At 56.0% G+C, this 23,031-nt stretch carries 20 protein-coding genes and 1 other RNA gene; 13 read left to right on the top strand and 8 right to left on the bottom strand.

All coding sequences use genetic code 11. The features are described 5' to 3' along the window. Positions 1 to 40 precede the first annotated feature (40 nt). On the bottom strand, positions 41 to 400 hold the full coding sequence (locus Poly41_RS15785; RefSeq protein WP_146527507.1) for a hypothetical protein: 360 nt from the start codon (positions 398 to 400) through the stop codon (positions 41 to 43). A 252-nt stretch (positions 401 to 652) separates the two neighbouring features. Between Poly41_RS15785 and Poly41_RS15780 the strand changes: the two genes are divergently transcribed. Both Poly41_RS15780 and Poly41_RS15775 read left to right on the top strand, forming a co-directional pair. Beyond that, positions 653 to 1,096: a thioredoxin family protein gene (locus Poly41_RS15780; RefSeq protein ID WP_146527505.1), complete on the top strand. Its 444-nt coding sequence runs from the start codon at positions 653 to 655 to the stop codon at positions 1,094 to 1,096. A 104-nt stretch (positions 1,097 to 1,200) separates the two neighbouring features. Next, a complete protein-coding gene (locus tag Poly41_RS15775) occupies positions 1,201 to 1,935 on the top strand; it encodes a hypothetical protein (RefSeq protein WP_231615719.1) in 735 nt (244 codons plus the stop codon). 15 nt (positions 1,936 to 1,950) lie between these two features. Here the strand turns inward: Poly41_RS15775 and Poly41_RS15770 are convergent, their stop codons facing one another. The 6 genes from Poly41_RS15770 to Poly41_RS15745 all read right to left on the bottom strand — a co-directional run bounded on the left by Poly41_RS15770 (position 1,951) and on the right by Poly41_RS15745 (position 8,741). Next, a complete protein-coding gene (locus Poly41_RS15770) occupies positions 1,951 to 2,544 on the bottom strand; it encodes a hypothetical protein (protein ID WP_146527503.1) in 594 nt (197 codons plus the stop codon). Between the two features lie 166 nt (positions 2,545 to 2,710). Next, positions 2,711 to 3,754, bottom strand: coding sequence for an ATP-dependent 6-phosphofructokinase (locus tag Poly41_RS15765; protein WP_146527501.1), 1,044 nt, complete (start codon positions 3,752 to 3,754; stop codon positions 2,711 to 2,713). 197 nt (positions 3,755 to 3,951) lie between these two features. Beyond that, positions 3,952 to 4,380, bottom strand: a complete 429-nt coding sequence (locus tag Poly41_RS15760; protein WP_146527500.1) for a universal stress protein — start codon at positions 4,378 to 4,380, stop codon at positions 3,952 to 3,954. 670 nt (positions 4,381 to 5,050) lie between these two features. Continuing rightward, positions 5,051 to 5,926, bottom strand: coding sequence for a fumarylacetoacetate hydrolase family protein (locus tag Poly41_RS15755; RefSeq protein ID WP_146527498.1), 876 nt, complete (start codon positions 5,924 to 5,926; stop codon positions 5,051 to 5,053). Positions 5,927 to 5,937: 11 nt separating this feature from the next. Further along, on the bottom strand, positions 5,938 to 7,395 hold the full coding sequence (locus Poly41_RS15750; RefSeq protein WP_146527496.1) for a sulfatase-like hydrolase/transferase: 1,458 nt from the start codon (positions 7,393 to 7,395) through the stop codon (positions 5,938 to 5,940). 62 nt (positions 7,396 to 7,457) lie between these two features. After that, on the bottom strand, positions 7,458 to 8,741 hold the full coding sequence (locus Poly41_RS15745; protein ID WP_231615687.1) for a CCA tRNA nucleotidyltransferase: 1,284 nt from the start codon (positions 8,739 to 8,741) through the stop codon (positions 7,458 to 7,460). 222 nt (positions 8,742 to 8,963) lie between these two features. Between Poly41_RS15745 and Poly41_RS15740 the strand changes: the two genes are divergently transcribed. Next, complete coding sequence (locus tag Poly41_RS15740) at positions 8,964 to 9,398, top strand: NUDIX hydrolase (RefSeq protein ID WP_146527494.1); 435 nt, start codon at positions 8,964 to 8,966, stop codon at positions 9,396 to 9,398. On the opposite strand, the gene Poly41_RS15735 is transcribed toward Poly41_RS15740, so the two are convergent. Further along, positions 9,395 to 12,226 carry a hypothetical protein gene (locus Poly41_RS15735; RefSeq protein WP_146527492.1) on the bottom strand — a complete coding sequence of 944 codons (2,832 nt, stop codon included), beginning with the start codon at positions 12,224 to 12,226 and terminating at the stop codon, positions 9,395 to 9,397. The two genes, Poly41_RS15740 and Poly41_RS15735, sit on opposite strands and share 4 nt — an antisense overlap. 373 nt (positions 12,227 to 12,599) lie before the next feature. On the opposite strand from Poly41_RS15735, the gene Poly41_RS15730 reads away from it, so the two are divergent. The 10 genes from Poly41_RS15730 (at position 12,600) to Poly41_RS15685 (ending at position 22,922) form a co-directional block, all read left to right on the top strand. Beyond that, positions 12,600 to 13,550 carry a GDP-L-fucose synthase family protein gene (locus Poly41_RS15730; RefSeq protein ID WP_146527490.1) on the top strand — a complete coding sequence of 317 codons (951 nt, stop codon included), beginning with the start codon at positions 12,600 to 12,602 and terminating at the stop codon, positions 13,548 to 13,550. A gap of 59 nt (positions 13,551 to 13,609) precedes the next feature. Further along, entirely contained in the window at positions 13,610 to 14,629 is a 1,020-nt protein-coding gene (gene gmd, locus Poly41_RS15725) for a GDP-mannose 4,6-dehydratase (protein ID WP_146527488.1), read from the top strand. Between the two features lie 96 nt (positions 14,630 to 14,725). Continuing rightward, a complete protein-coding gene (locus Poly41_RS15720) occupies positions 14,726 to 15,055 on the top strand; it encodes a co-chaperone GroES (protein WP_146527486.1) in 330 nt (109 codons plus the stop codon). Beyond that, the gene (locus Poly41_RS15715; RefSeq protein ID WP_146527484.1) at positions 15,055 to 16,035 is read left to right on the top strand and encodes a UbiA family prenyltransferase; all 981 of its coding nucleotides are present in this window, start codon (positions 15,055 to 15,057) and stop codon (positions 16,033 to 16,035) included. Before Poly41_RS15720 ends, Poly41_RS15715 begins: the two co-directional genes overlap by 1 nt. Before the next feature lie 54 nt (positions 16,036 to 16,089). Next, positions 16,090 to 16,184, top strand: an RNA gene (gene ffs, locus Poly41_RS15710) — signal recognition particle sRNA small type. Positions 16,185 to 16,256: 72 nt separating this feature from the next. After that, positions 16,257 to 18,152 carry a DNA polymerase III subunit gamma/tau gene (gene dnaX, locus Poly41_RS15705; protein WP_146527482.1) on the top strand — a complete coding sequence of 632 codons (1,896 nt, stop codon included), beginning with the start codon at positions 16,257 to 16,259 and terminating at the stop codon, positions 18,150 to 18,152. Between the two features lie 189 nt (positions 18,153 to 18,341). Continuing rightward, positions 18,342 to 18,695: a YbaB/EbfC family nucleoid-associated protein gene (locus Poly41_RS15700; RefSeq protein ID WP_146527480.1), complete on the top strand. Its 354-nt coding sequence runs from the start codon at positions 18,342 to 18,344 to the stop codon at positions 18,693 to 18,695. A gap of 8 nt (positions 18,696 to 18,703) precedes the next feature. After that, entirely contained in the window at positions 18,704 to 19,333 is a 630-nt protein-coding gene (gene recR, locus Poly41_RS15695; RefSeq protein ID WP_146527478.1) for a recombination mediator RecR, read from the top strand. A gap of 121 nt (positions 19,334 to 19,454) precedes the next feature. After that, positions 19,455 to 20,945 (top strand): RNA polymerase factor sigma-54, encoded by a 1,491-nt coding sequence (gene rpoN, locus Poly41_RS15690; RefSeq protein WP_456237822.1) that lies wholly within the window; start codon positions 19,455 to 19,457, stop codon positions 20,943 to 20,945. Positions 20,946 to 21,083: 138 nt separating this feature from the next. Then, entirely contained in the window at positions 21,084 to 22,922 is a 1,839-nt protein-coding gene (locus Poly41_RS15685) for a sulfatase family protein (protein ID WP_197231375.1), read from the top strand. Positions 22,923 to 23,031: the final 109 nt, after the last annotated feature.

Below are 23,031 nucleotides of genomic sequence, written 5' to 3'. Positions count from 1 at the left end.
CGGTACCGAAACTGCACGACGCCGAAAACTGGATGACGCATTAACGATAGTCCGAGAACAACGTATCAGGTCCTTGCGTGGGTTTTGCTGTATGGGTCGCTTCCGCGCCAGCGGACTCCTCCACAGGCTCCGTGGTTTCGCCAGAAACTTGCTCAATGGCATCCGTTTCATCGAGCGGGATCCCGAAAATGTCTGCTGCGTCTTGATCCAGCGACGACGCGAGGGACTCGTTCGGAGACGGCTCGTTGTCACGATCCTCGATGCTAGCAATGGAAACGGGCATCACCCAGCTCGGCAGCACACCAATCGTTGCCCTGCAACCCGACAATGCAATGCAGAGAACGGCAAAAAGCGGGACAAACGAAAGGAGTCGCGGTTGGATAGGGGATCTGCGATTCATGATCAACGATATCGGTAGGTGGGATTCTGTGGGCATCGTTTCGGTGGGACGACGTCGAGAAACGTCGTCTCACTTTTATCGGCAAAAGGGGGCACAACGCAATCGAAACTTCTCGGAAATTCGGTTTTTCGAGCTGCGGCGGATGAGGCAGCCACTCGTCCATTGCACAGTAGATGTCGTCTCCCTCAATGCATCCGCCATCGACAGGAAAGTCGGTAGCAGGGACGGCTGAACTTTTTGGAAGGAACCCAGATGATCAAATACACCGTTTTGACTCTCGCGGCGGGTAAGGTTCGCGGACTCGTTTTTTTCGCGACGATCGCTCTGATCAGCGTATCGCTGACGCAGCAGGTGTCGGCTGAAATTCGTTGGCAACGCTCGATTGAATCGACGATCGAATCGGCCAGAACGTCGCGGAAACCGATTCTCGTTTTTGTGACGACCGATTGGTGTCACTATTGCAAAAAGATGAAGCAAGAGACTTGGTCGGATCCAAACGTATCGGCTCCGGTTTCCCAGCATTTCGAAACGCTGGTCCTTGATGGCGACCGCGACCGAGCCATCGTGACGAAGATGGGGCTCAAGAGTTATCCGGTGACACTCTTGTACACTGCCGATGGCAACTTTGTTGATTCTCAAGACGGCTACATGTCGACGGCCAAAGTCATCGATTGGCTCGGCAGCCAACCTCGCTAGCGGAATAGGGCGTGCCGAACTCGACTTGCGTTGACCTTGCCGCCGTTGCTATCGGTCGGTTGGACGTGATTTGAATGGCTGCAAGAAAGAGAACTGTTGGTGTGATGCGATTTTTCCCTTCGAGCTTCGGGTACGCATTGTTGAGGCGATTGTCGGTATGTCGGCCAAGAATCCTCGTCGCCGCGCTCGCGGTGACGACACTTTCGGTAGCGGCATCGGCTCAGCTTCCCAATGGCATGACGCGATCTCGCTGGGCCATGGAAGATCCGGTTTACCAGGAAAAGTATGCCGACGGAGCCGACAAGACCGATATCGCTGGCAAAGTGAAACAGGCGTCGGATGCTCGTTTTATCAAAGATGCATTCGGTTACTATGGATCGGCTGGACTGAGCGTGCTAGGTGATTCCGCCAACCCGATGGCCAGTGCAGAGTTGGGTGCGACCGGTTATTGGACCAGCTACATGACCAATCGCGTCGGGCTCGTCGCGGCGGTCAATACCGATGACATTTACATGGGCGGTGAAGCTGGATTCCGCTTGCAAACACCGACTCGTTTGGCGCCGTTTGCTGGCCTCGGGTTGTTTGCGGGATACGCATCGCATACCGAGCCCGCCGAGAACGATGGCGTCGACAATGACGACAACGGTTGGATCGATGAGCGTGGAGAAGAAGAGGAGATCGGCGGAGGCTTAGCGGCCATTTATCCCGAAGTCGGCGTGCATTTTTGGTGGACGCCGAAAGTGCGGCTGAGTGTTTTCGGCCGCCAATTGATCACCACCGAAGGCCGCGATGCCGATTCGACCTACATTGGCGGATCAATCGGTATCTTTTCACGGTAACTTGCCGCCGCAAAATCAACTTGCGACTTCTTCGATCAAGTCAAGACGTTTGCGGAGCGTAGGAAATCGAACCCCCATCGCGAAGATGCAAACCGTGATCACCGCAAGGTGCAGAGCGAGGTAGCCATCAAGGAGCATCAAGATTGCGTTGAAAACGGCAGCCCCTTCGAGGATTGCCAAGGCGACAATCCGTGTTGCACTTGCCGCTCCGACCAATTTGCGTATCGCCGGTGTCATCGTGATGTTCTCGTCAATTGGGCGAGGGACGTTCTCCTTCGAGGCGATAAACCGATTGATCGATGCCTGACGCATGATCTTGGAGACCAGCATGGACGCCACTAAGGATCCCGCGCCGAGCACGGCACCCATCAGCGGCAAAACGAGATCACCGGCACCGGCAGGCATCGCGACGGGTGCTGGGTTGGCATTGGGTGCCGAACGGAGGGTCATGAAGGCAAGGATTGCGGTGATCAACAACACTCCTTGAATCAAAGCAATGGCAATGATTTGATTGGTCCGCAGCGTCGTCAAAAGGGTGCCGGTGGACTCGGTTGCAGCGGCGCTGGCCGCCGTTGGGCTGAGATAAGGATTTTGGACCGGATCGCTCAAGTTGATCTCCCTTCGATTTCCGCACCGGTACTTAGAACCTATCTGAAAAGGGACTGACCCTCTCTTGGTCTGAGCGTATCGGCAGCGATTCCATTGGAAAACAAACAGTTTTTGAGCAATCGAATCGTAGGTCGACAAAGGGTCAGACCCCTTTTCGGTTAGGTTCTTAGTTCGACATGCATTCCAATAGATCAATCAGTGCTTGTGGCAACTGTTTGTGTTCGGTGAATGTTTTTTCAAATGGAGTCAGCACGCATTGGCTGTTGACCTCGCCAGCCATCACTCCGGTCGCTCCCGCACCAATCGACTTGACTGCAAAATCACCAAGTCGAGTCGCCAACATTCGATCATCGGGTGAAGGGGAACCGCCTCGTTGAACATGGCCAAGAATGACGGTGCGGGTGGCAAACGTGCATTCAGCTCGCTGTAATTTTTCTGCCAACATCAACGCACCCCCTTCTTCGTCCCCTTCCGCGACAACGACGATGATCGATTTCTTTCCGGTCTGCTGTAACTGACTAAGATGTGCCACGATCCCTGGGATCTCCGTGGGGGTTTCGGGGACGCAGGCGATCTCGGCTCCGGCAGCCAATGCGGTGTACAGCGCTAAGTAACCGCTGTGCCTTCCCATCACTTCGACCAAGAAGAGTCGTTCGTGGCTCTCGGCGGTATCGCGTAATTTGTCAATCGCATCGACGGCGGTTTCTACGGCCGTCGAGAAACCGATCGTGAAGTCGGTTCCAATTAGATCGTTGTCGATGGTGCCGGGGCATCCCACCACTTGTCCGTCCCAATGTTTGACCAATTCGGCGGATCCGCGAAAGGTCCCGTTGCCACCGATCGGGACCAAGGCATCAATCTTGTGTTGACGAAGGTTCTCTGCTGCGGTGCGGACCCCCTCGTCGGTCATGAATCGTTGGCAGCGAGCACTTCGAAGAATCGTTCCGCCTCTTTGGATGATGTTCGAGACATCGCGAGCCCCCATGATGGGCTGCTGCTTGGCGTTTAGAAAAAAATTCTGGTCGATCAACCCTTGGTAGCCACGATTGATTCCAACGACTTCGTGACCCGCCGCCGTCGCACTGCGGACGACCGAACGGACACAAGCGTTCATGCCCGGAGCATCTCCACCACTACAAAAAACACCGATACGCACAGCTAGGTCTCGCTTTGAAAACCACGATAGAATGTCACAGGACGATGACAACATGGTACCTCGAATTCTGCTTGACGGGAAAGCCCGCCGAGTGGCGTCTCGCCTCGCTTACGTTCGTAGCGAACCAGTGGGCCGTCAAGGTTAAAACTGCGAGTTGGGACGTAGTGGACTTCGCCAGAAGTCCCTGAGAACATTTGAGTTACGGATTTCTGGCGAAATCCACTACCCTAACACTTAATGCTGACGGAACACTAGGAACGCAGCACCAACACGGGGCAGTGGGCCAAGCGGACCACTCGTTCCGCAACCGATCCAAGCAGCATGTGCTTGAAGAATCCGTAGCCATGCGACGCGATCACGATCAGGTCCGCTTCTTTTTTTTCGGCGAACCCCGCCACCTCATGGCCAGGGTCACCGATCAAGACCACCGAGTTCACCTTTGCAAATCGTTCACCGGCGAGGCGATTGCGAAGTTGCTCTTCGACCTGTTCGACACGTTGTTGATCGGAGACACCGGTGTACATCATGCCCGGCTCTGCAAAGTTCAGCTCCGCCAGCACATGAACGGCATAGACGGCTCCTTCGTCGCCAGCAATCTCAACGGCCTTTTCAATCGATGCAATCGAGAAATCGCTAAAGTCAATGGGCGCAACCACCCTGTTTGCGTGAAGTCCAGCCATGAGGACACTCCCTAGTGGTTAAGAGACGTGAGTGGAGATGACGCGTTCGGTAGGATGTAGCAAACGCAATACCGAACCGCCGTTTTATGCGGATTTCGGTCGCGGGCGAAGGCAAGGGACTCCATTCTGCATTGACTTGGCGACAACATGGCGATGATGGCTACCGCTACCCTGTGCGTGGACGCTCATGTTTTCGTCGTAGCGCGACAATTCGGCACGCTTTTGTGCAGTCTTGCGGCCATCCGATGTCACTGGGTGAGCAGCAATCTCTCAAGCGTCGTTCCGAGATCGGGATTGTGTCGGCGCCAGTGGCAATTTGGTTGTGGGGCTTGCGAGCAGGTGCTTCGTTTGAAGACGATCTCGATCCCCCTGCGACGGTATGTCAGCGCATTCAGAGCTGGTGTCTGTGCGGTTTTGGCGCAAACGTTGCGCACGCTAGCTTTCCCACCCTTCAAGTTCGACTCGTGAAGCGATCGGTTGATTCGGCAGTTTGCCGAACTGGTTAGGATGCGGAGGTTGGGGCGCGTTTCGGGCTGAGTTTCGTTTAGGTCGCTTCGGCTTCTCGTATTCCGCCGCAGCTCAATTCTCGGGAGGGCGGTTTCCTACCGGCCACACTCTCAAGTGATTTGGCCGGTGGGAACCGGCCCTACCCCGAACGCCTACTCGCAATTCAAGCTGAGTCGGAATACTCGCTTCCTTCGGCAACGCAGGGGTTCGTCAACGTACCGATTCCTTCGACTTCAACGCTGCACGTGTCGCCCGGCGCCAAGAAGACCGGTGGCTTTCTGGCTGCCCCCACGCCTGGTGGTGTTCCTGTAAAGATGATATCGCCTGGTTTCAACGTGACGATCTGCGACAGATGCGTGATCAGCTCTGGGACGGAGAAGATCAATTGTTTTGTCGTGCTGTCCTGGACGACCTCCCCATTGAGGTGCATCCGAACACGGAGGTTACTGGGGTCGGGTAACTCGTCGGTTGTGACGATGCAGGGTCCGAGCGGAGCGAAGGTATCGAACGTTTTGCCCAGCAACCATTGGCCGCCTGGGCGACCATTTTGCCAATCACGCGCGGAAACATCATGCCCGCAGGTGTAACCCAAGACATGGTCCATGGCGGTGTCGATCGAAACCTGTTTCGCTGTTTTGCCAATCACAACCACCAATTCGGCCTCATAGTCAACCTGATGCGCGATTCGCGGTAAGCGAATGGGTTCACCATGACCGATCAATGCCGTATCGAACTTGCTGAAGACGACCGGTTCGGTGGGTATGTCGGCACCGGTTTCAATCGCGTGATCGCGGTAATTCAAACCGATGCAGATGACCTTGCCTCCGTGGGCAACCGGAGGCAGCAATCGCTGGGGCGCCGGTTGCCACTGAGAATCGGTTGGCTGCGGTAGCTTCGCGAGCCAATCCGAGTTGCCAGCCAACAGGCTCCACTCGTTGGGGGCATCATGGGCGAACGAAGACAGCGGACAAAGTTGATGGTCGCGGTAGAAGGCGTACTCGGCTTGTCCACGAGCATTGGTGAATCGGCAAATGGCCATCGTCAACGGTCCTACGGTTGCAATTGTGATTTGTATTCCCAGCGGTTTTTCCACTCCGGGAAGAACGTCTTGTACCCATCCACTTCTCTCCAAAACCGTGGCTGAGGTTCGCTGGGGTCAACGCTTCGCTCCGGGTAGTCGAGTCCGGCGACACTGTTGTCGACCGACTCACTCCAGGCGATCAATTCGGCCTGCAACTTCGCTGCAAGCTCGGGTTGGTCCGCAGCGATGTCGTGTGTCTCACCGGAATCCGACTGCAGATCATACAACGAGAACGTTCCCTCGCCGATGTCTTGAGTGAGCAGTTTGTATTGATTGTCGATCCACGCAGCGCGTCCAAGGTGACGGAAAGGAATCGGCTTTTCACGACGCTCGAGGTTCTGGGTGAACAAGGGTTTCAGGCTGACGCCGTCGATTGAACGGGAGGGCTGCGGCGGATCGATCTGAAGCAGATCGAGGAGTGTCGGCAGAATATCCATCGTACAGGCGGGGTAGTTGGTCACGCGACGTTTTACGTGCTGGGGCCATTCGATGATCGCAGGAACGCGTAGTCCGCCCTCAAAGAGGGTCCCTTTGTGGCCTCGCAGTCCCGCGGTGGTATCCGGTTGGATTTTCGGCAGTCCCCCATTGTCGCTGCAGTACCACACCAGCGTCTTTTCGGCGATCTTCGATTCTCGAAGTCCCTGCCGCAGCATCCCGATGCTACGGTCCATCGCCACCAATTCGCCATGGTGTTGTTGCGAGGCCGCGTTCAGCGATTCAAACGGTTCGCAATCCGCGTCACTGGCCCGCCAGGGTTGGTGGGGCGTGCCGTACCAAATGACAGCGAAGAAGGGTTGACGCGAGCTTGATTGCCGGTCGATAAATTCCAGTGCTTCGCTCACAACGATCTCCGATGAATCTCCTTGGAACTCTTCGAACTTGCCTCGCCGACTCAGCAAGGGATCCCTGTCGAAAAAGTTGCTGACCGACAACCAATGATCGAATCCAAAGTGGCCGGGATGGTGCGAGTCGGAATCCAGGATAGGAACGCCTGGTCCGCGCAGGCCGTTGAGATGCCATTTTCCGAAATGCCCCGTCACATAGCCGGCCTTTTTCAAGATTTGTGCCAACGTCGTCTCTTGCCGGCGGAGCGCATAGCCGTGACTCTCGACGCCGGTGCGATCGTTCGATCGGCCGGTCAGCACGCTGGCACGCGTCGGCGAACAGACCGGGGCTCCTGCATAGAACCGATCGAAACGCAGCCCACCGGCTGCCATTGCATCCAAGTGAGGTGTTTTGAGGATGGGGTGGTTGTAATAACCCGTTTGCCCCCAACCTTGATCATCTGCCATCACCAACACAATATTGGGCCGAACCGTTGGATCGGCTGCGGTCGAAGTACGGCAGGCAGCAGAGGCAACCAGCAAGGTGGGGGCGAAGCACAAGCAGCAAGGCAACGTGAGAGCTGCGGGAAATCGATTCGCCATTCCAAGCCTGCCTTTTCGAGTCGTTAGGATTCGGGAAGAGTCGTTAGGATTCAGGAAGTCGTTCAGTCCGACGCATCGTGGGCGGTCATCCAATCGATTGCGTCTTGCCGCGATTGTAGCTGGCCATCGAGTTGCATGTCGCGGACCTGCTGCAAAATCTTTGCGTATTCGGGACCTGAGGGGATCCCCAAATCGGCGAGGTCTCCGCCGGAGATCAAGGGCGTTGGATCCAGTTTCTGTGTTGGCCACGTGATTGCCTGCTCCACCAGACGCAGTCCCTCAGGATCGGCACCTGTGGATTGCGCCAACACTCGGCTGACCGCCACAATCGTGGCGGCATCGCGGTGGACCAAGCTGGGTTGAACTTTGGACCAGGGATGGGTATTGGCCGTCGCCAAGACCGGAGCGTGCTCGATCGCGGCAGTCACCTTGCGAACCTCTTCGTTTGACAATCGCCACCGCCGAGTGATTTCGCGTAGCCCCGCTTGGTGGCGCTGAATCGAGAACAGAAAGCAGGCCAGCGTTTCAACAAACGTTCTTGTCCGCTTTTCTGCGAGCAATTGAGCGAGCTGCTCTTGGTCAGCTTGGTCGAGTTCTGGCAGGACATAGGGTGACAGCCCTAGTGCCGACAGGTGGCTGAGACCTTCGAGCACATTGGGCGAGACCATCGTACGCCGCATTTCGACACCAACTCGTTCGCCGCTGACCACAACGATCTCCGCTGCGCTTTTGCAGATTGCCATCGCCGTTCGCTGGTCGACTTGAAATCCGAGCGTGGTCGTAAAGCGTACGGCGCGAAGCATGCGCAGTTTGTCCTCGGCAAACCGCTGGCCCGGATCACCGATGGTGCGGAGGATTTGGCGATCCAAATCGCGTTGTCCCGAAACGAAATCAATCACTTGGCCCCTTTTGGGATCATAAAACAGTCCGTTGATCGTAAAGTCGCGACGCTGAGCGTCCGCTTCGGCACTGCCGAAATGAACGCTATCGGGTCGTCGACCGTCGCTGTAGTCCCCGTCACTTCGGAAGGTCGCCACCTCGGTGGGTTCCACCGGTTGATCACGATTTTTGGAGAGTGATCGTGGGGGCAACACGCCGATGACTCCGAAGCTGGCCCCAAACGCTAGCGTTTGTCGCTTACCGAACACCTCGCAAATGGCTTCCGGCGTCGCATCGGTCGCCACGTCGTAGTCCTTGGGTGTTTTGCCGAGCAGCGCGTCGCGGACACAACCGCCTGCCAAGTAAGCGGTAAAGCCAGCGGCGTCTAAGCGATCGATCACTCGCAAGGCCTCGCTCGCCGGTGCCGAGGAGAAATCAAAGTCGAATGGGGTGGCAATCGGATTCAAGGGGTTTATGTTGTTGGCGAGTAAAGTGGCGTGGTGGCCAAACAGGGGCGGCAAAGATGATTGTGTCGTAGTGGACCGTCAAGGTTGACACTGCGAGTTGGGACGTAGTGGACTTCGCCAGAAGTCCCTAAGAACATTTGAGTTACGGATTTCTGGCCAAATCCACTACCCTAACATTTAATGCTGACGGTCCACTAGGGATCCATTCGATAAAAGCAGTCGATGAACAGGCAACAACCAAGATTTCGGAATAAACGCGGCGTCGTGGGAGTGATTTTTCGCGAACAGAAGTTGCTGGTGATCCGCCGTTCGTTAACGGTCCCGGCGCCTGGGAAATTGTGTTTGCCAGGCGGAACGATCGAAAAAGGGGAAACCGAAGAGTTCGCTTTGGTTCGCGAAATGCAGGAGGAATTGGCCATTGACGTCTCCCCGATTCGGCTTTGTTGGCGCAGCGTCACCCCCTGGGGCACCACATTGGCTTGGTGGTTGGCATCGCTGGCGGAGGACAAAACGCCCGTGGCAAACCCGGCCGAGGTGTCGGAGGTTCACTGGATGACCCGCAGCCAAATTCGATCGACGTCCAACATGCTGCCAAGTTTGCCAGAGTTCCTTGGTGCATCCCAGTCGGGCGAAATCGAATTGGATGTCGCCTTCTAAGGACGCGTTGCGATTCTCGCTCCATCGGATTCGCTGACGGACATCGCCACCCAACCCTCGCGCAGTTCCAATTGGCTGATGACAAGGTTGTGGGCTGCTGGGTGCGATTGAAGAGCCTTGGTGGTCAACGGGAAGCCGTGCGTGGTCGAGAGGACCTTGTTGAAAATGGCGCGGATCGGCAACCGTTCCCGCATCGACAAACTAGGGCCGCTGATCTGGAGGTGGCCCTCGCGAACCAGTTTTGCATTGAGTCCATTGACCTCGGGGACGTAGGCGCCGCGGACGATAAATCGTCGCAGATCGATTTGATCGCCACGCGTCATGCGGACAATGCGAAGGGTGAGCCACATGCAGTTGTCTTCGATTTCGACGGTGATCGGACGTGTTTTCGCGAATTGGATCATCACGTCATCCGGAATGTCGTCAGGCAAGGTCGCTGTGTCTTGGTTGAACAGGATTGCCGAGTCGAAAACCATATCGCGGATCAGTCGAGGTTGATCACGAGGCACCAATTGTTCAAGCATGTTGTTCATGACCGATTGATGCACTTGAATGCTCATCAAGCTATCTCGCAACGCTCGCGGCCGAGGCGTGAAAGCCCCCAATTGCCAATCGCCAGCCAGCCGATAGCGGGCCAAGAGCCTGGATGGTGTCGTTTGCATGTCGACGACGCATGGATCCAGTCGAAGTGCCCCGAGCGGCCCAAGCATGACTTCGGACAATTGCTCGGTTGCTCGGTCCAATTCCGTCTCGACGCGTCCGTCGACTTCGGTGCTGACCTGTTCGCGAATCCGTTGGCTCGCCAATTGATTGGAAAGGGGTTTCAGCGATTCGTATCTTGACGTGGCGATGCTTCGAACCAGAGGCCCGAGTAACGGCCAACGGTCGTAGTCACTCTCAATCCCACGCAGTCGATTGGAACCCTCGACGTCGACCCATGATGTTCCCTTGCGTACCCCATTTGCGCTGATCTCAATCGGCGTGAAGGCTGCGAATCCAGACTCGCCATCGGTTCGAATGGCAACGGGGCCCTTCAGCCCCACTGAACGTGTCCGGACATTGCCGGAGGTTTCGAGTTCGATTTGCCAGCGATCTGGTGAGGGCTTCAAGTGAATTTGAAGATCGCTCTCGACATGACTGACACCGGTGACTCGGCTGCCAAGCATGTGCGTGCTGAGCGGAACCGTTTTGGCTTCCACGTTCGGCAAGACCCGCCCAAGCATTGATTCACTCATTGCAATTCGGATATTCGCATTGCGATAGTAGGTGTCGATGGCCGATGCGACAGCAACCGCTTGGGGGCTTTCTGCGTGTTGGAGCGTTTGTACGGCTTCTGCGATCTCGACGGACACGGTATCAATTTCATTTGATTCCTGATGCTCGATTTGATTGAGCAAGCTGGCATAGTCAATCACACTCCGCGTCCAAGGGCGAACAGCGGCGGCGAGTTGTTCCACCGCATCGTTGTCAAGCCATTCGCGGTGTTCGGGATGCAGGCCATGCCATCGCAACCGCGAAAGAAATCGCTTGGCCAACAACGCACGATCCTCGCCTGGGAGCCCCTGCGAAGTCCGTTCGATTTTGTCGAGCAGCAAGTATTGATTCCATCCCTCCAGATCGTTCGTTTCGGGAAGAAGCTGACGAACTTGATCAACAAAACGGTTCACATCGCCGAACGATTCGGCATCCACGCGGACCAAAGTCGTTTGCGAATCTCGCATCGTTGCGAGTTGCCAGATGGGTTTCCATATCGCCACTCGGCGTTCCACGGCATAGCAAGCGTGTAGCCAACGGATTTGAGCCTCGCGGTCTTGCATCGCTTCGGCGGCTTCGTGACCTTCGTTGAATCGTTGGTCTAGTTGATCAATCAATCCACCTGCTTCGACTTGTCCGAGACGCGGCAACATGCGGAGTTGTTCGAGTGTTTGTCGAACCTGCTTCGTCCAAGTGCTCACCTGTTGCATCGGAGTGGGGGCGAAGGGAACCTGGTCATCCTCCGTCTGCGCGGCCGTCCGTCCGTTGATTTTGCTTTCCGCCATCTGCTGCAATTCGATCAGCTGCTGGTCCAAACGATGGGTGACGGGCCAGCCGGCGGGACTGAATTGTGGAGTCTTTCGACCGGGATCGAGCGAGGACTTTGTCGGTGCGGGTTCGTCAGCAAGGGGGCTCGGGTCGTCGCAGAGCAAGTCGCGATCATGGAGATGGGACTCATCGAGATGTGGTGTCTTGATCTTGGCGAGCACGGAAATCGATTTGGGCAGAATGCTCTTGTGCCCCTCGTCGGGTCGACGATTGTCATTCGCTGCGCTGAGCGACATTGGGTCCGCATTGGCGAAGTCGGTGCTTGACGTCGCGTCGAGGGTTCGTTGTGTTGGCAACGACGGCTCCAGTTGCGGCAAGACCACCGACGCAGCCGATTCATGGCCTGCCAGTTCGTGAGCTTCATTACGAAACGGCGCGGGCACGGTTGTGCGGACTTTGGATGCGTCCACCAGTTCACGTGCGAGTCGTCCCGGCAAGCGAATTGCCCGCGACCCATGCTCGGTTCGCTCGACAGCCGCGACGAGGTTTTTCGGTGGCGCGATTCGTGGGTGCATCACCGCCATGTTGTCGACACCGACCAGGCGTGGATCCCGATCGACAAAATCGCGGTTGTTTCTTGGGTAGGACTGCAACGGATTGGCGACGGTGATCCCAACCGATTGTTGGGTTCGAGCCACCAGTGCCATAAAGGATTCGTTGTGGCTGCCCAGCCACGAAAGCCCCATCACGATCGCCGAAGCGGTCAATGGCCAGAGAATAAGCGATTTTTTAACGTCCTTGAGCATCCCGTTCTCGTCTATGAATTGGGCGGGCGTGGTAGAATAGAATTGCCGCTCGATTGCTGTACGCCTTCCATGGCAACACGCACGGTCCTTGTTTGGATCGGTATTCGATCCGCCGAAAATCACCGGGGCTTGGTGGTCCCTCTAAATGGGGTGAACTCGTTCTCCCTGCCCAGCCGGCAAAGTCGGTTTCGGGGTTCGCAAGACGGGACGTTTTTGGTACGAACGCGGCGCAATTTACCTGGAAATGCGTATTATCCGGACGCAGAATCACAAACCATGCAAATCTTGGCGGGACCGGTCGCATGGATTGGGCAAGCGTTGACCATGATGAGATGCGAGCTCCCCCCTTATCAAAGGATGATTTTCACCGTCCATGAGTGCACTTTCGGGAAAAATCTACGTTGCCGGCCATCGCGGAATGGTCGGGTCTGCGGTTTGTCGTCGGTTGGCGACCGAATCGTGTGAGGTTGTCACGGCGAGTCGCGATCAGTTGGATCTGACTCGACCGGCAAGAGTCGAGGAATTCTTTCGCGACGAAAAACCGGATGCGGTCGTTTTTGCCGCCGCTCGCGTGGGAGGCGTGCTGGCCAATGATACGTACCCGGTTGATTTTTTGTCGGACAATCTTTTGATGTCGACCGCCGCGATCAATGGGGCCTTTGCCGCCGGCGTCAAGCGATTCCTGTTCCTCGGCAGCACTTGCATTTACCCCCGCGATTGCCCTCAACCGATCCGCGAAGATTCGCTGTTGACGGGGCCGCTGGAAAAGACCAACGAGGCTTACGCGTTGGCGAAGATCTGCGGATTAAAACTCTGTCAGTATTACCGGCGTCAATTCGGAGTGATGTTTCATAGCGCGATGCCGACCAACCTTTACGGTCCGGGTGACAACTATCACCCCGAGCACAGTCATGTGTTACCAGCGTTGATTCGGCGATTCCATGAAGCGAAGCAGCAGGGTTTCTCGGAGGTGAGGATCTGGGGCACCGGAACACCGAGGCGCGAGTTTTTGTATGTGGATGACTTGGCCGATGCGATCGCGTTCTTGCTCAAACAAGATCAACCGCCCGATTGGGTTAACGTCGGGACTGGCGTGGATCTGCCGATTTTGGCGTTGGCTTCGCTGGTCGCCGAAACGGTTGGCTACACCGGTCGTATCGTCACCGATCCGTCACGTCCTGACGGCACACCGATCAAATGCACCGACATGTCGTTGCTGCACTCGCTCGGTTGGAACCACCGAGTGCCATTGGCCGATGGGCTGCGAATGACCTACGAACACTTTTTGAGTGAGCAACGCTCTGGCCAACTTCGGTCGGTCTGATCGTTTATTCCTTTTATCTTGCTTTCCCTTTTCTACCGAAAAATCAACAGCAGATTCTCATGTCCAAAACCGCTCTGATCACCGGAATCACAGGTCAAGACGGCAGCTACCTTGCCGAGTTGTTGTTGGAGAAGGGCTATCAAGTCCATGGTTTGGTTCGACGTAGCAGTACGTTCTCCACTCAACGCATCGAGCATATCTATCAGGACGTCCATGAGCACCCTCAGCTTTTGCTTCACTACGGTGATTTAACCGATGGCCAAGCGTTGACCAATTTGGTGTTAGAGATTGAACCGGATGAAGTTTACAATCTGGGGGCTCAAAGCCACGTTCGGGTTTCGTTTGACCAACCGGTTTACACGCTGCAAACCGTGGGGGTCGGAGCATTGAATGTCTTGGAAGCGGCTCGGTTGTTGAACACCAAAAAGCAGGTTCGGGTTTATCAAGCCAGCAGCAGCGAAATGTATGGCGACGTTTTGGCGGTGCCTCAATGCGAAACGACGCCGTTCAATCCACAATCACCGTACGCCTGCGCGAAAGTGTTTGCTTTTCATCAAACGGTCAATTACCGCCGCAGCTATGACATGTTTGCGAGCAACGGGATCCTATTCAACCATGAATCGGAAAGGCGGGGCGAAACGTTCGTGACTCGCAAGATCACTCGAGCGGCTGGACGGATCAAAGTGGGGCTACAACACAAGCTTTACCTTGGGAACTTGGATGCCAAGCGTGATTGGGGATACGCCAAGGATTACGTGGAAGGGATGTGGCGCATTCTCCAGCACAGCGAGCCCGATGATTTTGTGTTGGCGACGGGGCGAACCGAAACGGTTCGCGATTTCGCCAAGCTGGTCTTCGCAGAGCTCGATCTCGACTACGAGGATTATGTCGAAATCGATCCGCGGTATTTCCGTCCCGCAGAGGTGGATTTGTTGCTAGGCGATCCTAGCAAGGCGAAGCACACGCTCGGCTGGGAAGCATCCACCGATCTGGAAGAGCTGGCCCGAATCATGACCCTGCACGACCTGGAAATCGCCAAACGCGAAGCTCATGCCAAGAGTTTTGTCCCAACGAAGTAGCCTGTTTCGATTCGCTACCCTCGACGAAACCGCCTGCAGCGACGAAAATGGCGGCTCGTGAAACGCTGTCCGTCGAAAAACCTAGTCAGGAAAACTATGGCGAAGAAGAGCTCGAGCCAAACTTTCGAGTATGTGGAGCCGATTGGTGATCGGGTCTTGGTGCGCAAAGACGAACCGAAGCGAGAGACTCGCGGCGGGATCGCGTTGCCGGATGCTGCCGAGATACCGACCATCACGGGCCGAATCGTTACGATTAGCACCGTGGTCGAAAACGACGAGGAGTTGCCGCTGCGGCAATACGATAAGATTCTGTTTCACCCCAAGAACTCGATCCCGGTCGATCTGGAACATGACAACCAACTATTTGTCGTGCCGGTCGATGACATTGTCGCCGTTTTCCGCAAAGAGAAACCGAAGTCCACGTGATGGCTGAATCTTGTCAACACGGCAAACCTTACCCTTGGGCACAACTCGTTCGCTTGCCCAATGTCTTTACGGTTGTTGCCGACGTCAGTGCCGGTTTCTTACTTGTCGCTCGAGGGGCGGACCCGGTGGCGCGTTGGGCGGTTGTTCTGCTCGCCGGCATCTCGCTCTATTGGGCCGGGATGATCTTGAATGATGTGTTTGACCTTGAAATCGACCGAAAACAACGACCTACCCGACCGCTGGTGGCAGGCCATATTTGCCCCAAGTTCGCGAAATGGGTTGGCGCAACCTTGCTGGTTGCTGGAATCCTGCTGGCGACCCTTAGCGGCATGGTCTCCCCCACCGACACCGCACCGACTTGGTTGCCGGCAATTTTGGGGATCGTTTTAGCGGGGATGATTCTGGCCTATGATGGCCCGCTAAAAGCGACCCCCCTTGCGCCGGCCGCGATGGGGATGTGCCGGATGCTGAGTTTCCTGCTGGGGGCGTCACCGGCGTTGATTTTGCCCGCTGCAGGCGATCCGTTTACCGACAAGTATGTCGTCGCCATTGCCTTAGGTTTCGGCCTGTACGTGATGGGGATTACGACAATGGCTCGAAACGAGGCCGCTCGTGATGTGGCGGTTAGCGATTGGTCGCATAACCTGAAGGTGGGTTTGGTGGTGACCATGATCGGCGCAGGTGTGTTGGCGTTCGCCCCGCAAACGGCGCCGCGGGCGGTAACGTGGTATTTGTCGCCATGGACGCATTTTCCTCTTTTGATTGGCATGATCGTCTACCCGGTGGCGCTTCGCGGGTACCGCTGTATCCAAAAGCCAAATCCGCAGCGAATTCAAATGACGATCCGGAGCGGCATTTTGACCATCATTCCGCTGTCGGCGGCCGTGGCCCTGTTGGCGGCCGGCCCGTACTTTGGGTTGGCGGTTTTCGCATTGATTGTTCCCGCAATGCTGCTCGGGGCAAAGTTGCCCGTGACGTGAGGGTTCCAATCGCCATCGGTTTCTGTCAGAATACCGACGAACGTCTTGCTTGAGGGTGGTGACCCTTGCGATTGTGAATCGTGAACCTGGTCAGGCCTTAACTGGAGCAGCCATAAGCGGTGTAGCTCTGTGCGAGGGTCGCCTCCCCCAAGCAAGAAGGAAACATCTTGAGGGTGATTCCGCCCCTATTTCTTCTTCGCTCTGACCTTTGCGCCCACTGTATGTCTGAGTCTATCGGCCCCCAGGACGCCAAGAAAAACTCCTACGTTGTTGTCGCACGTCGCTACCGTCCACGTGGGTTCAATGAGTTGGTCGGGCAAGACCACGTGGGCCGAGCGCTCAAGAACGCGATTGAAACCAATCGCGTAGGACATGCGTATTTGTTCACTGGTGCTCGTGGGGTCGGTAAAACCAGCACGGCGCGGATCTTTGCCAAGGCGCTCAACGATCCGTCGGGGCCAACCGCATCACCGGACAACGAGTCGGATGTTGCGCAGGCGATCGATTCGGGTGAAGACGTCGACGTGATCGAAATCGATGGTGCGAGCAACCGAGGGATTGATGAAATCCGCTCGTTGCGGGCCAACGTCAGCGTGCGGCCGAGTCGTTCTCGCTACAAGATCTACATCATCGACGAAGTCCACATGCTGACCGGCGCGGCGTTCAATGCGTTGTTGAAGACGCTCGAAGAGCCGCCCGAGCACGTGAAATTCATTTTCTGCACGACCGATCCGGAAAAAATGCCGATTACGGTTCTGAGCCGATGCCAGCGATTTGACTTCGCTCCGGTGGAAGTTCCCAAGATTGTCGAGCGGCTTCGTGACATCGTCGAGAAGGAATCCGCCGAAGCGGATGCGGATGCGCTGGAACTGATCGCACGGCGCGCGTCGGGGTCGATGCGGGATAGCCAATCGCTGTTGGAGCAGGTGCTCAGCTTCAGTAACGGCAAATTAACGGTCGAGCAGGTCCACGCGATGTTAGGGACCGCCGACGACGAGCGGCTACACGCGTTAGCCAAAGCGATGGCCCAGCGTGATGCGGCGGAGGTGATCCGGCAAATGGATGCCGGCATCGATGCGGGGGTCGACGCGGGGCGGTTGGCCGAGCAATTGTTGGCCTATTTTCGAGACCTGATGGCCGTCACCGTCGGATGCGAGGCAACGTTGATGCGCCACACGTCGGTTGCGCTGTTCGACGAACTGCATGCGTTGGGCCAGCGATGGGGCTTGCAAACGGTTTTGGCGGTCGTTGGTTTGTTGGACCAAACCCTGGTGCGGATCCGCCACAGCGTGTATTCGCGAGTGCTGTTGGAGGCGACCGCGATCCAAATTTGTCATCTGCCCGATTTGCAGCAAATCGTCAATTTGGCAGCCGCTGCCGATTCGGTGACGGCCAGTTCGCCTTCCCCGGCTCGGGTGAGTCCGCCGCCAACGGTGCAGGAAAAAAAAAACAGTGAACTAAACTCGCCGCACTTCGATCGGGCTACTCAACCGATCCCTGAGCCTGTATTGGCTGCGGCGATCTCGCCCTCATCGGCCCCCCCTTTGTCGGGTTTGCAGCTAGATTCCTCCGTCGCGCCAACGCTCCGGGTGGATCGTCCCGTTGCAGCGGAGCCGAGTGCAGCGGAAACGTCGCCTGCACCGGCGCGTTCGCAAACGCCGTCCGGCGAAGCGGATGCAGAAGCGGATTCAAACGGGAGCCCATCGCTCTCAGGCCTGTCCTGGAACCCGCAAAACGCAGCGCAGTTTTGGACAGCGGCTATCGACCTGGTTGAGCCGATGACCGAGACGCTCGCACATGCGGTCGATCGCGTGGTCGCCGAGGGAAATCGATTGCGTTTGTTCTTTCCGGGGGAATCGAAGCTGGCGTATTCTCGCTGCGAACACGCGAATCACAAAAACGCGCTCACCGAAGCGATTTCGAAGTTGGCGGGGCGCGAAATCACCTTGGAATTGGTTCTTGATCCGCCGAAAACGGTGGCGGTTGCCCCCGTGGCTTCGGCTTCGCCAGGCCGGTCGCGAATGCAGCGGATGAAAGAAATTGAGAACCATCCACTCGTCAAGTCGTGCCTTGAAGTCTTCGATGCGGAGATCGTCAAGATCGAGAAACCGCGATAGAGATAAAGATCGAGAAACCGCGACAGATAACGTGCCAACTCGAATCGAGGGCCGTTTGATCTTGGCAAGCCATGATCCGCGCAGCGAGCGGAAAACCGCATTAGTTGCGGCAAGCCTGGTCTGCCGGTATACAATCTGGTCGTCAACTCCCTGTTTCAGCCCCTTCTTGATAGCATCCAAGGTCAATTCATGTTCAAAGGACTCGGAAACTTAGGCAACATCGCATCGATGATGGGGTCGCTGCAGCACTTGCCGGGGAAAATGAAAGAGCTGAACGAGCGGATGAAGAGTGAAACGGTCAGCGGGTCCTCATCATGTGGCGACGTCTCGGTGGTGATGAACGGGGTGGGGGAAGTGCAATCGATCCAAATTGGCGGCCAGTTGTCGGGATCTGACGCGGAAGCTCCCGTTTTGGAAGCGACCAACGCAGCTGGGGCGTCAGCAAAGCAAATGTATGCGGATGCGATTAGCCAAATGGTGAACGAGATGGACCTGCATATCCCCGGTTTAGATAACATTCTGACTCACTTCACTGGTGGTTGATTCGATTGATGAGCAAGGATGTTGGTAGCAATGCTGGTGGTGGCAATCATGCCGGCGCCGTCGCAGATTTGGTGGATCAACTTGGCCGCTTGCCGGGAATTGGCCGCAAAAGTGCTGAGCGTTTGGCGTTCCATCTGCTGCGAGTGAGTGAACAAGAGGCGTTGGCCTTGGCCGATTCCATTCGCCGGGTGCGGACCGATGTACGGTACTGCGCCGATTGCTTCAATCTGGCGGAAACGAATCGCTGTGCGATCTGCTCAGATCCCGGCCGCGACACCACACGGTTGTGTGTGGTGGAACAACCGCGTGATCTGATGAGTCTTGAACAATCGAGTGCGTTCAAGGGACTTTATCATGTCCTGTTGGGGCGAATTGCTCCACTCGATGGAATCGGGCCCGATCAATTGACGATCGATGCACTGGTCGAGCGGGTCCGCCAAGGGGCGTTTGTCGAAGTGATCATGGCGACCAACCCAACGGTCGAAGGGGATGGTACTTCGCTGTACATTTCTAACCTGCTCAGCGAGTTTCCGGTGCCGATTACACGGCTTGCGCGAGGCATCACTGCGGGGAGTGTCCTGGAATATGCAAATCGCGAAATGATTGCCGATGCCCTGATTGGACGACAAAAGCTATAATTCTTTGTGCTCTGGCACGAATCGTGCTGTAAGATGAAAGTTCACCGGAGCCGTAGTCCCAGGAAGCGGGAAGAGCGGCGGCGATCACGTTACTCTTTTTGTTGAGAATGCAGCGATGCGGATGTCGATGGGCCTTCAGGCCCGGCAAATGCAGGTCCAAAAACTGGCTCCACGGATGATCCAGTCGATGGAGATTTTGCAGCTTCCGATGCTTGCCCTCCAAGAGCGGATCGAGCAGGAGATGAACGAAAATCCACTGCTCGAGCAGCAAGACGTTGATCCCTCGGAGCCGGACCATCCGGACGACGATCCCCCTTCGGCCGACACGCGGAGTGAGAACGAAAAGGAGTTGGTGGTCGACAACGATCACGACAACCAAGAAGATTTCGAACGACTGCAGAACATGGTCAATGATCTGCCGAGCACGATTGATGACTCGTTTCGTCGTTCCGCCAACCGAGTGCAGGACGATTCCGATCGCCGTCACGATTTGATGGCCAACGCTCAATCGCGTCCTGAATCGTTGAACGATTTTCTGTTGCACCAGCTTGCCGAGTTGGACATTGATGATCGCGTCGAGAAGATCGCCGAGCGAATCATCAGCACGTTGGACGCGCGCGATGGTGGTTACCTGCGAACGCCGCTGTCGGATTTGTTGCCGGCTGGGCATACCGACGAAGACCTCAAATTGGCCGAAAAAGCACTCGTGATCGTCCAGTCGCTCGAGCCCACGGGGATCGCCGCGCGGGACTTGAGCGAGTGCTTGCTGAACCAACTGTCTCCGACGGCGCCCTTTCACGACGAGATGGTGACGTTGATCCAATCGCATTTGATCGACTTGGCCGAGAATCGGTTGCCCCAAATTGCGAAGAAGACCGGCTTCACGATTGAACAAATTCAAGTTTTGCGAGAAGAACTCCACACGCTGAACCCCAAGCCGGGCGCGGCGTTCATGGAAACCTACGTTCCCAACGTGACGCCCGACATCATTTTGGAGCAGGACGAAGAAGGGGAATACAAAGTTCGTCTGGATGACGACCGCGTTCCAACCCTTTACATCAGCGACTACTATCGCAGCCGATTGCAGGATCCCAAGGCGACGGCTGAAGAGCGAGAGTTTATCAAGCAGAAAATCAGTAGTGCACAGTGGTTGATCGATTCCATCGAGCAGCGACGTAGCACGTTGACGAAAGTGGCCGAAGCAATCGTTGAACATCAAAAACGTTTTCTTGACGAAGGCCCCGAGGCGATCGAGCCGTTGAAGATGCAGCAGATTGCAGACAAAGTTGGCGTCCATGTGACGACGGTCAGCCGGGCGGTTGACGACAAATGGATTCAAACGCCGCGAGGCATCTTACCGTTAAAACGTTTCTTTGTCGGAGGCACGCAAACCGAAGATGGTGACGATGTGGCTTGGGATACGATTCGCTTGAAGCTGCAAGAATTGATCGACAAGGAAGACAAAAGTGATCCATATAGCGACGAGCTGTTGGTGGATGAACTGAAGAAGGCAGGGATGAACGTTGCACGGCGAACGGTCACCAAGTACCGCAAGCGAATGGGGATCCCCAGCAGCCGCCAACGACGAGATTGGTCGCTCGTTAAGAAGTAGGCGGCGGCAGGAAGCCCTTTCGGTGACTTGTCTCAACACTCAAGTCACGGAAATTCGGTGTCCACCACCCCGGCGAGAAGAATGCTTGTAGAATAGGGGGCCACTTTCCTCCCTCCCTTTCTGAGGACAAAACTCCCGATGAGATCACTTCTTCCGCTGTCACTGCTCGCCATGGGCATTGCGCTGGTTTCCTCTGCCACGGCTGCTGATCGCCCGAATATTCTCTGGCTCACTTGCGAAGACAACAACGTCAATTGGGTCGGCTGTTATGGAAATCCGTACGCGGAAACCCCCAACATCGACCACTTGGCGAGCGAGGGCTTCCAGTACATGCACTGTTACTCGAATGCGCCCGTTTGTGCGCCACAGCGAAGTACCTGGATCACCGGTGTGCATGCAATCTCGATGGGAACCCATCCGATGCGCAGCCGCTATCCGATTCCCCACGAGACGATTCGCTATTATCCCGACCTGCTAAAGGATGCGGGCTACTATGTCGGCAACGCCAAAAAGACCGACTACAACATCGGTGGTCGCGAGGATGACAGTGCTTGGGACACGATGAAGGTGGATTGGGCAGAACTGAAGCAGCAGCAGCCCTTCTTCATGGTGATCAATAGCACCAAGTCGCACGAGTCCCAAGCGTTTGGAGACGTCGACCATACGACGCACAGCCCCGACGACGTGCAGCTGGCGAAGTACCATCCTGACATCGACGACATCCGTAAAAACTACGCGCTTTACCATGACAAGATGAAGGCCATGGATGCCGAGATTGGCGATGCGTTGGCAAAGTTGGAAGCGAGCGGCATGGCCGAGAACACGATCGTGATTCACAACTCGGATCATGGTGGTGTGATGCCACGCAGCAAGCGGTTCCTGTTCAACAGCGGGACGCATTGCCCATTGATTATCCGTATCCCTGAAAAGTTCAAGCATCTGCGTCCTGCGGAGCCCGGCAGCAAGATCGATGATTTGGTCAGTTTTGTCGACATGCCCAAGACATGGCTAAACCTTTGCGGGGCCGAGACGCCCGAATACCTGCAAGGCAAGGTTTTTCTCGGGCCCGACAAAGAAACGCGTGATTATCACATTAGTTTCCGGGGCCGAATGGACGAGCGCTGTGACAATGTTCGCGCGATTCGTGACAAGCGTTTCTTGTACATTCGCAACTACATGCCGTATGCGCCGTGGGGCCAACATCTTGATTACCTTTGGAAGATGAAGGCGACCCAAGCGTGGGAACAGCACCACTTGGAAGGAAAAACCAACGCGATCACTGGCCGCTTCTTCCAAACCAAACCGATGGAAGAGCTTTACGACACCTCGGTCGACCCCGACAATGTGAACAACTTGATCAAGGATCCGGGTTATACGAAACAAGTTGCGACGCTGCGCAAGGAACTCGATCAGTGGCAGCTCAATATTTGTGATGCGGGATTGCTGCCCGAAAGTGAAGTCGCCAAACGATCGGAAGCGTGTGGAAAGACCATCTATGAAATGGTTCGGGATCCGGCACTCTACGACCTGAAAGCGTACCAGCAAGCAGCGGCACAGGCTCTCGCACAAGATCCCGACAATTTGTCGATCTTTTACAACAATCTGAATGCTGCCGATGCGGGCCTGCGCTATTGGGCCATTGTCGGATGTTTCCATTTGCAGGGAGAAACCCCGCTGGATCCCAAGATCATTCATGCCGCTCTCGAGGATTCCTCGCATCATGTCCGCATCATGGCGGCGTGGATCTTGTATCGCGATGGCGAAAAAGCGGTGGCCCAAAAATGCTGGAACGAGTTGTTGCAAGAAAGTTCCTATGCGTCACTGAAGATTTTCAACATCGTGGATTGGATTGGTGATGGGTATGAGCCCTATCTGGATTCGATGCGAGCGTGTCAATTCAGCCATCAAGGGTATGTCAGTCGGATGCAACAAACCGTGGGTGTTGGCAAGAAGAACGGCAAGAAGGCCACGAAGTAGGGCGTTTGTGCACCCTCAAGGGTGCCTGGCCTTTCACTCGGGTCGAACCTGAGACGCTCCTCTTGTATCATCTCTGGTCTCACTCGGTTGGCTTCCCAACGCCTGGCAC

This window comes from Novipirellula artificiosorum (genome assembly GCF_007860135.1).
GTDB lineage: Bacteria > Planctomycetota > Planctomycetia > Pirellulales > Pirellulaceae > Novipirellula_A > Novipirellula_A artificiosorum.
This window is presented reverse-complemented; position numbering and strand designations above follow the sequence as displayed.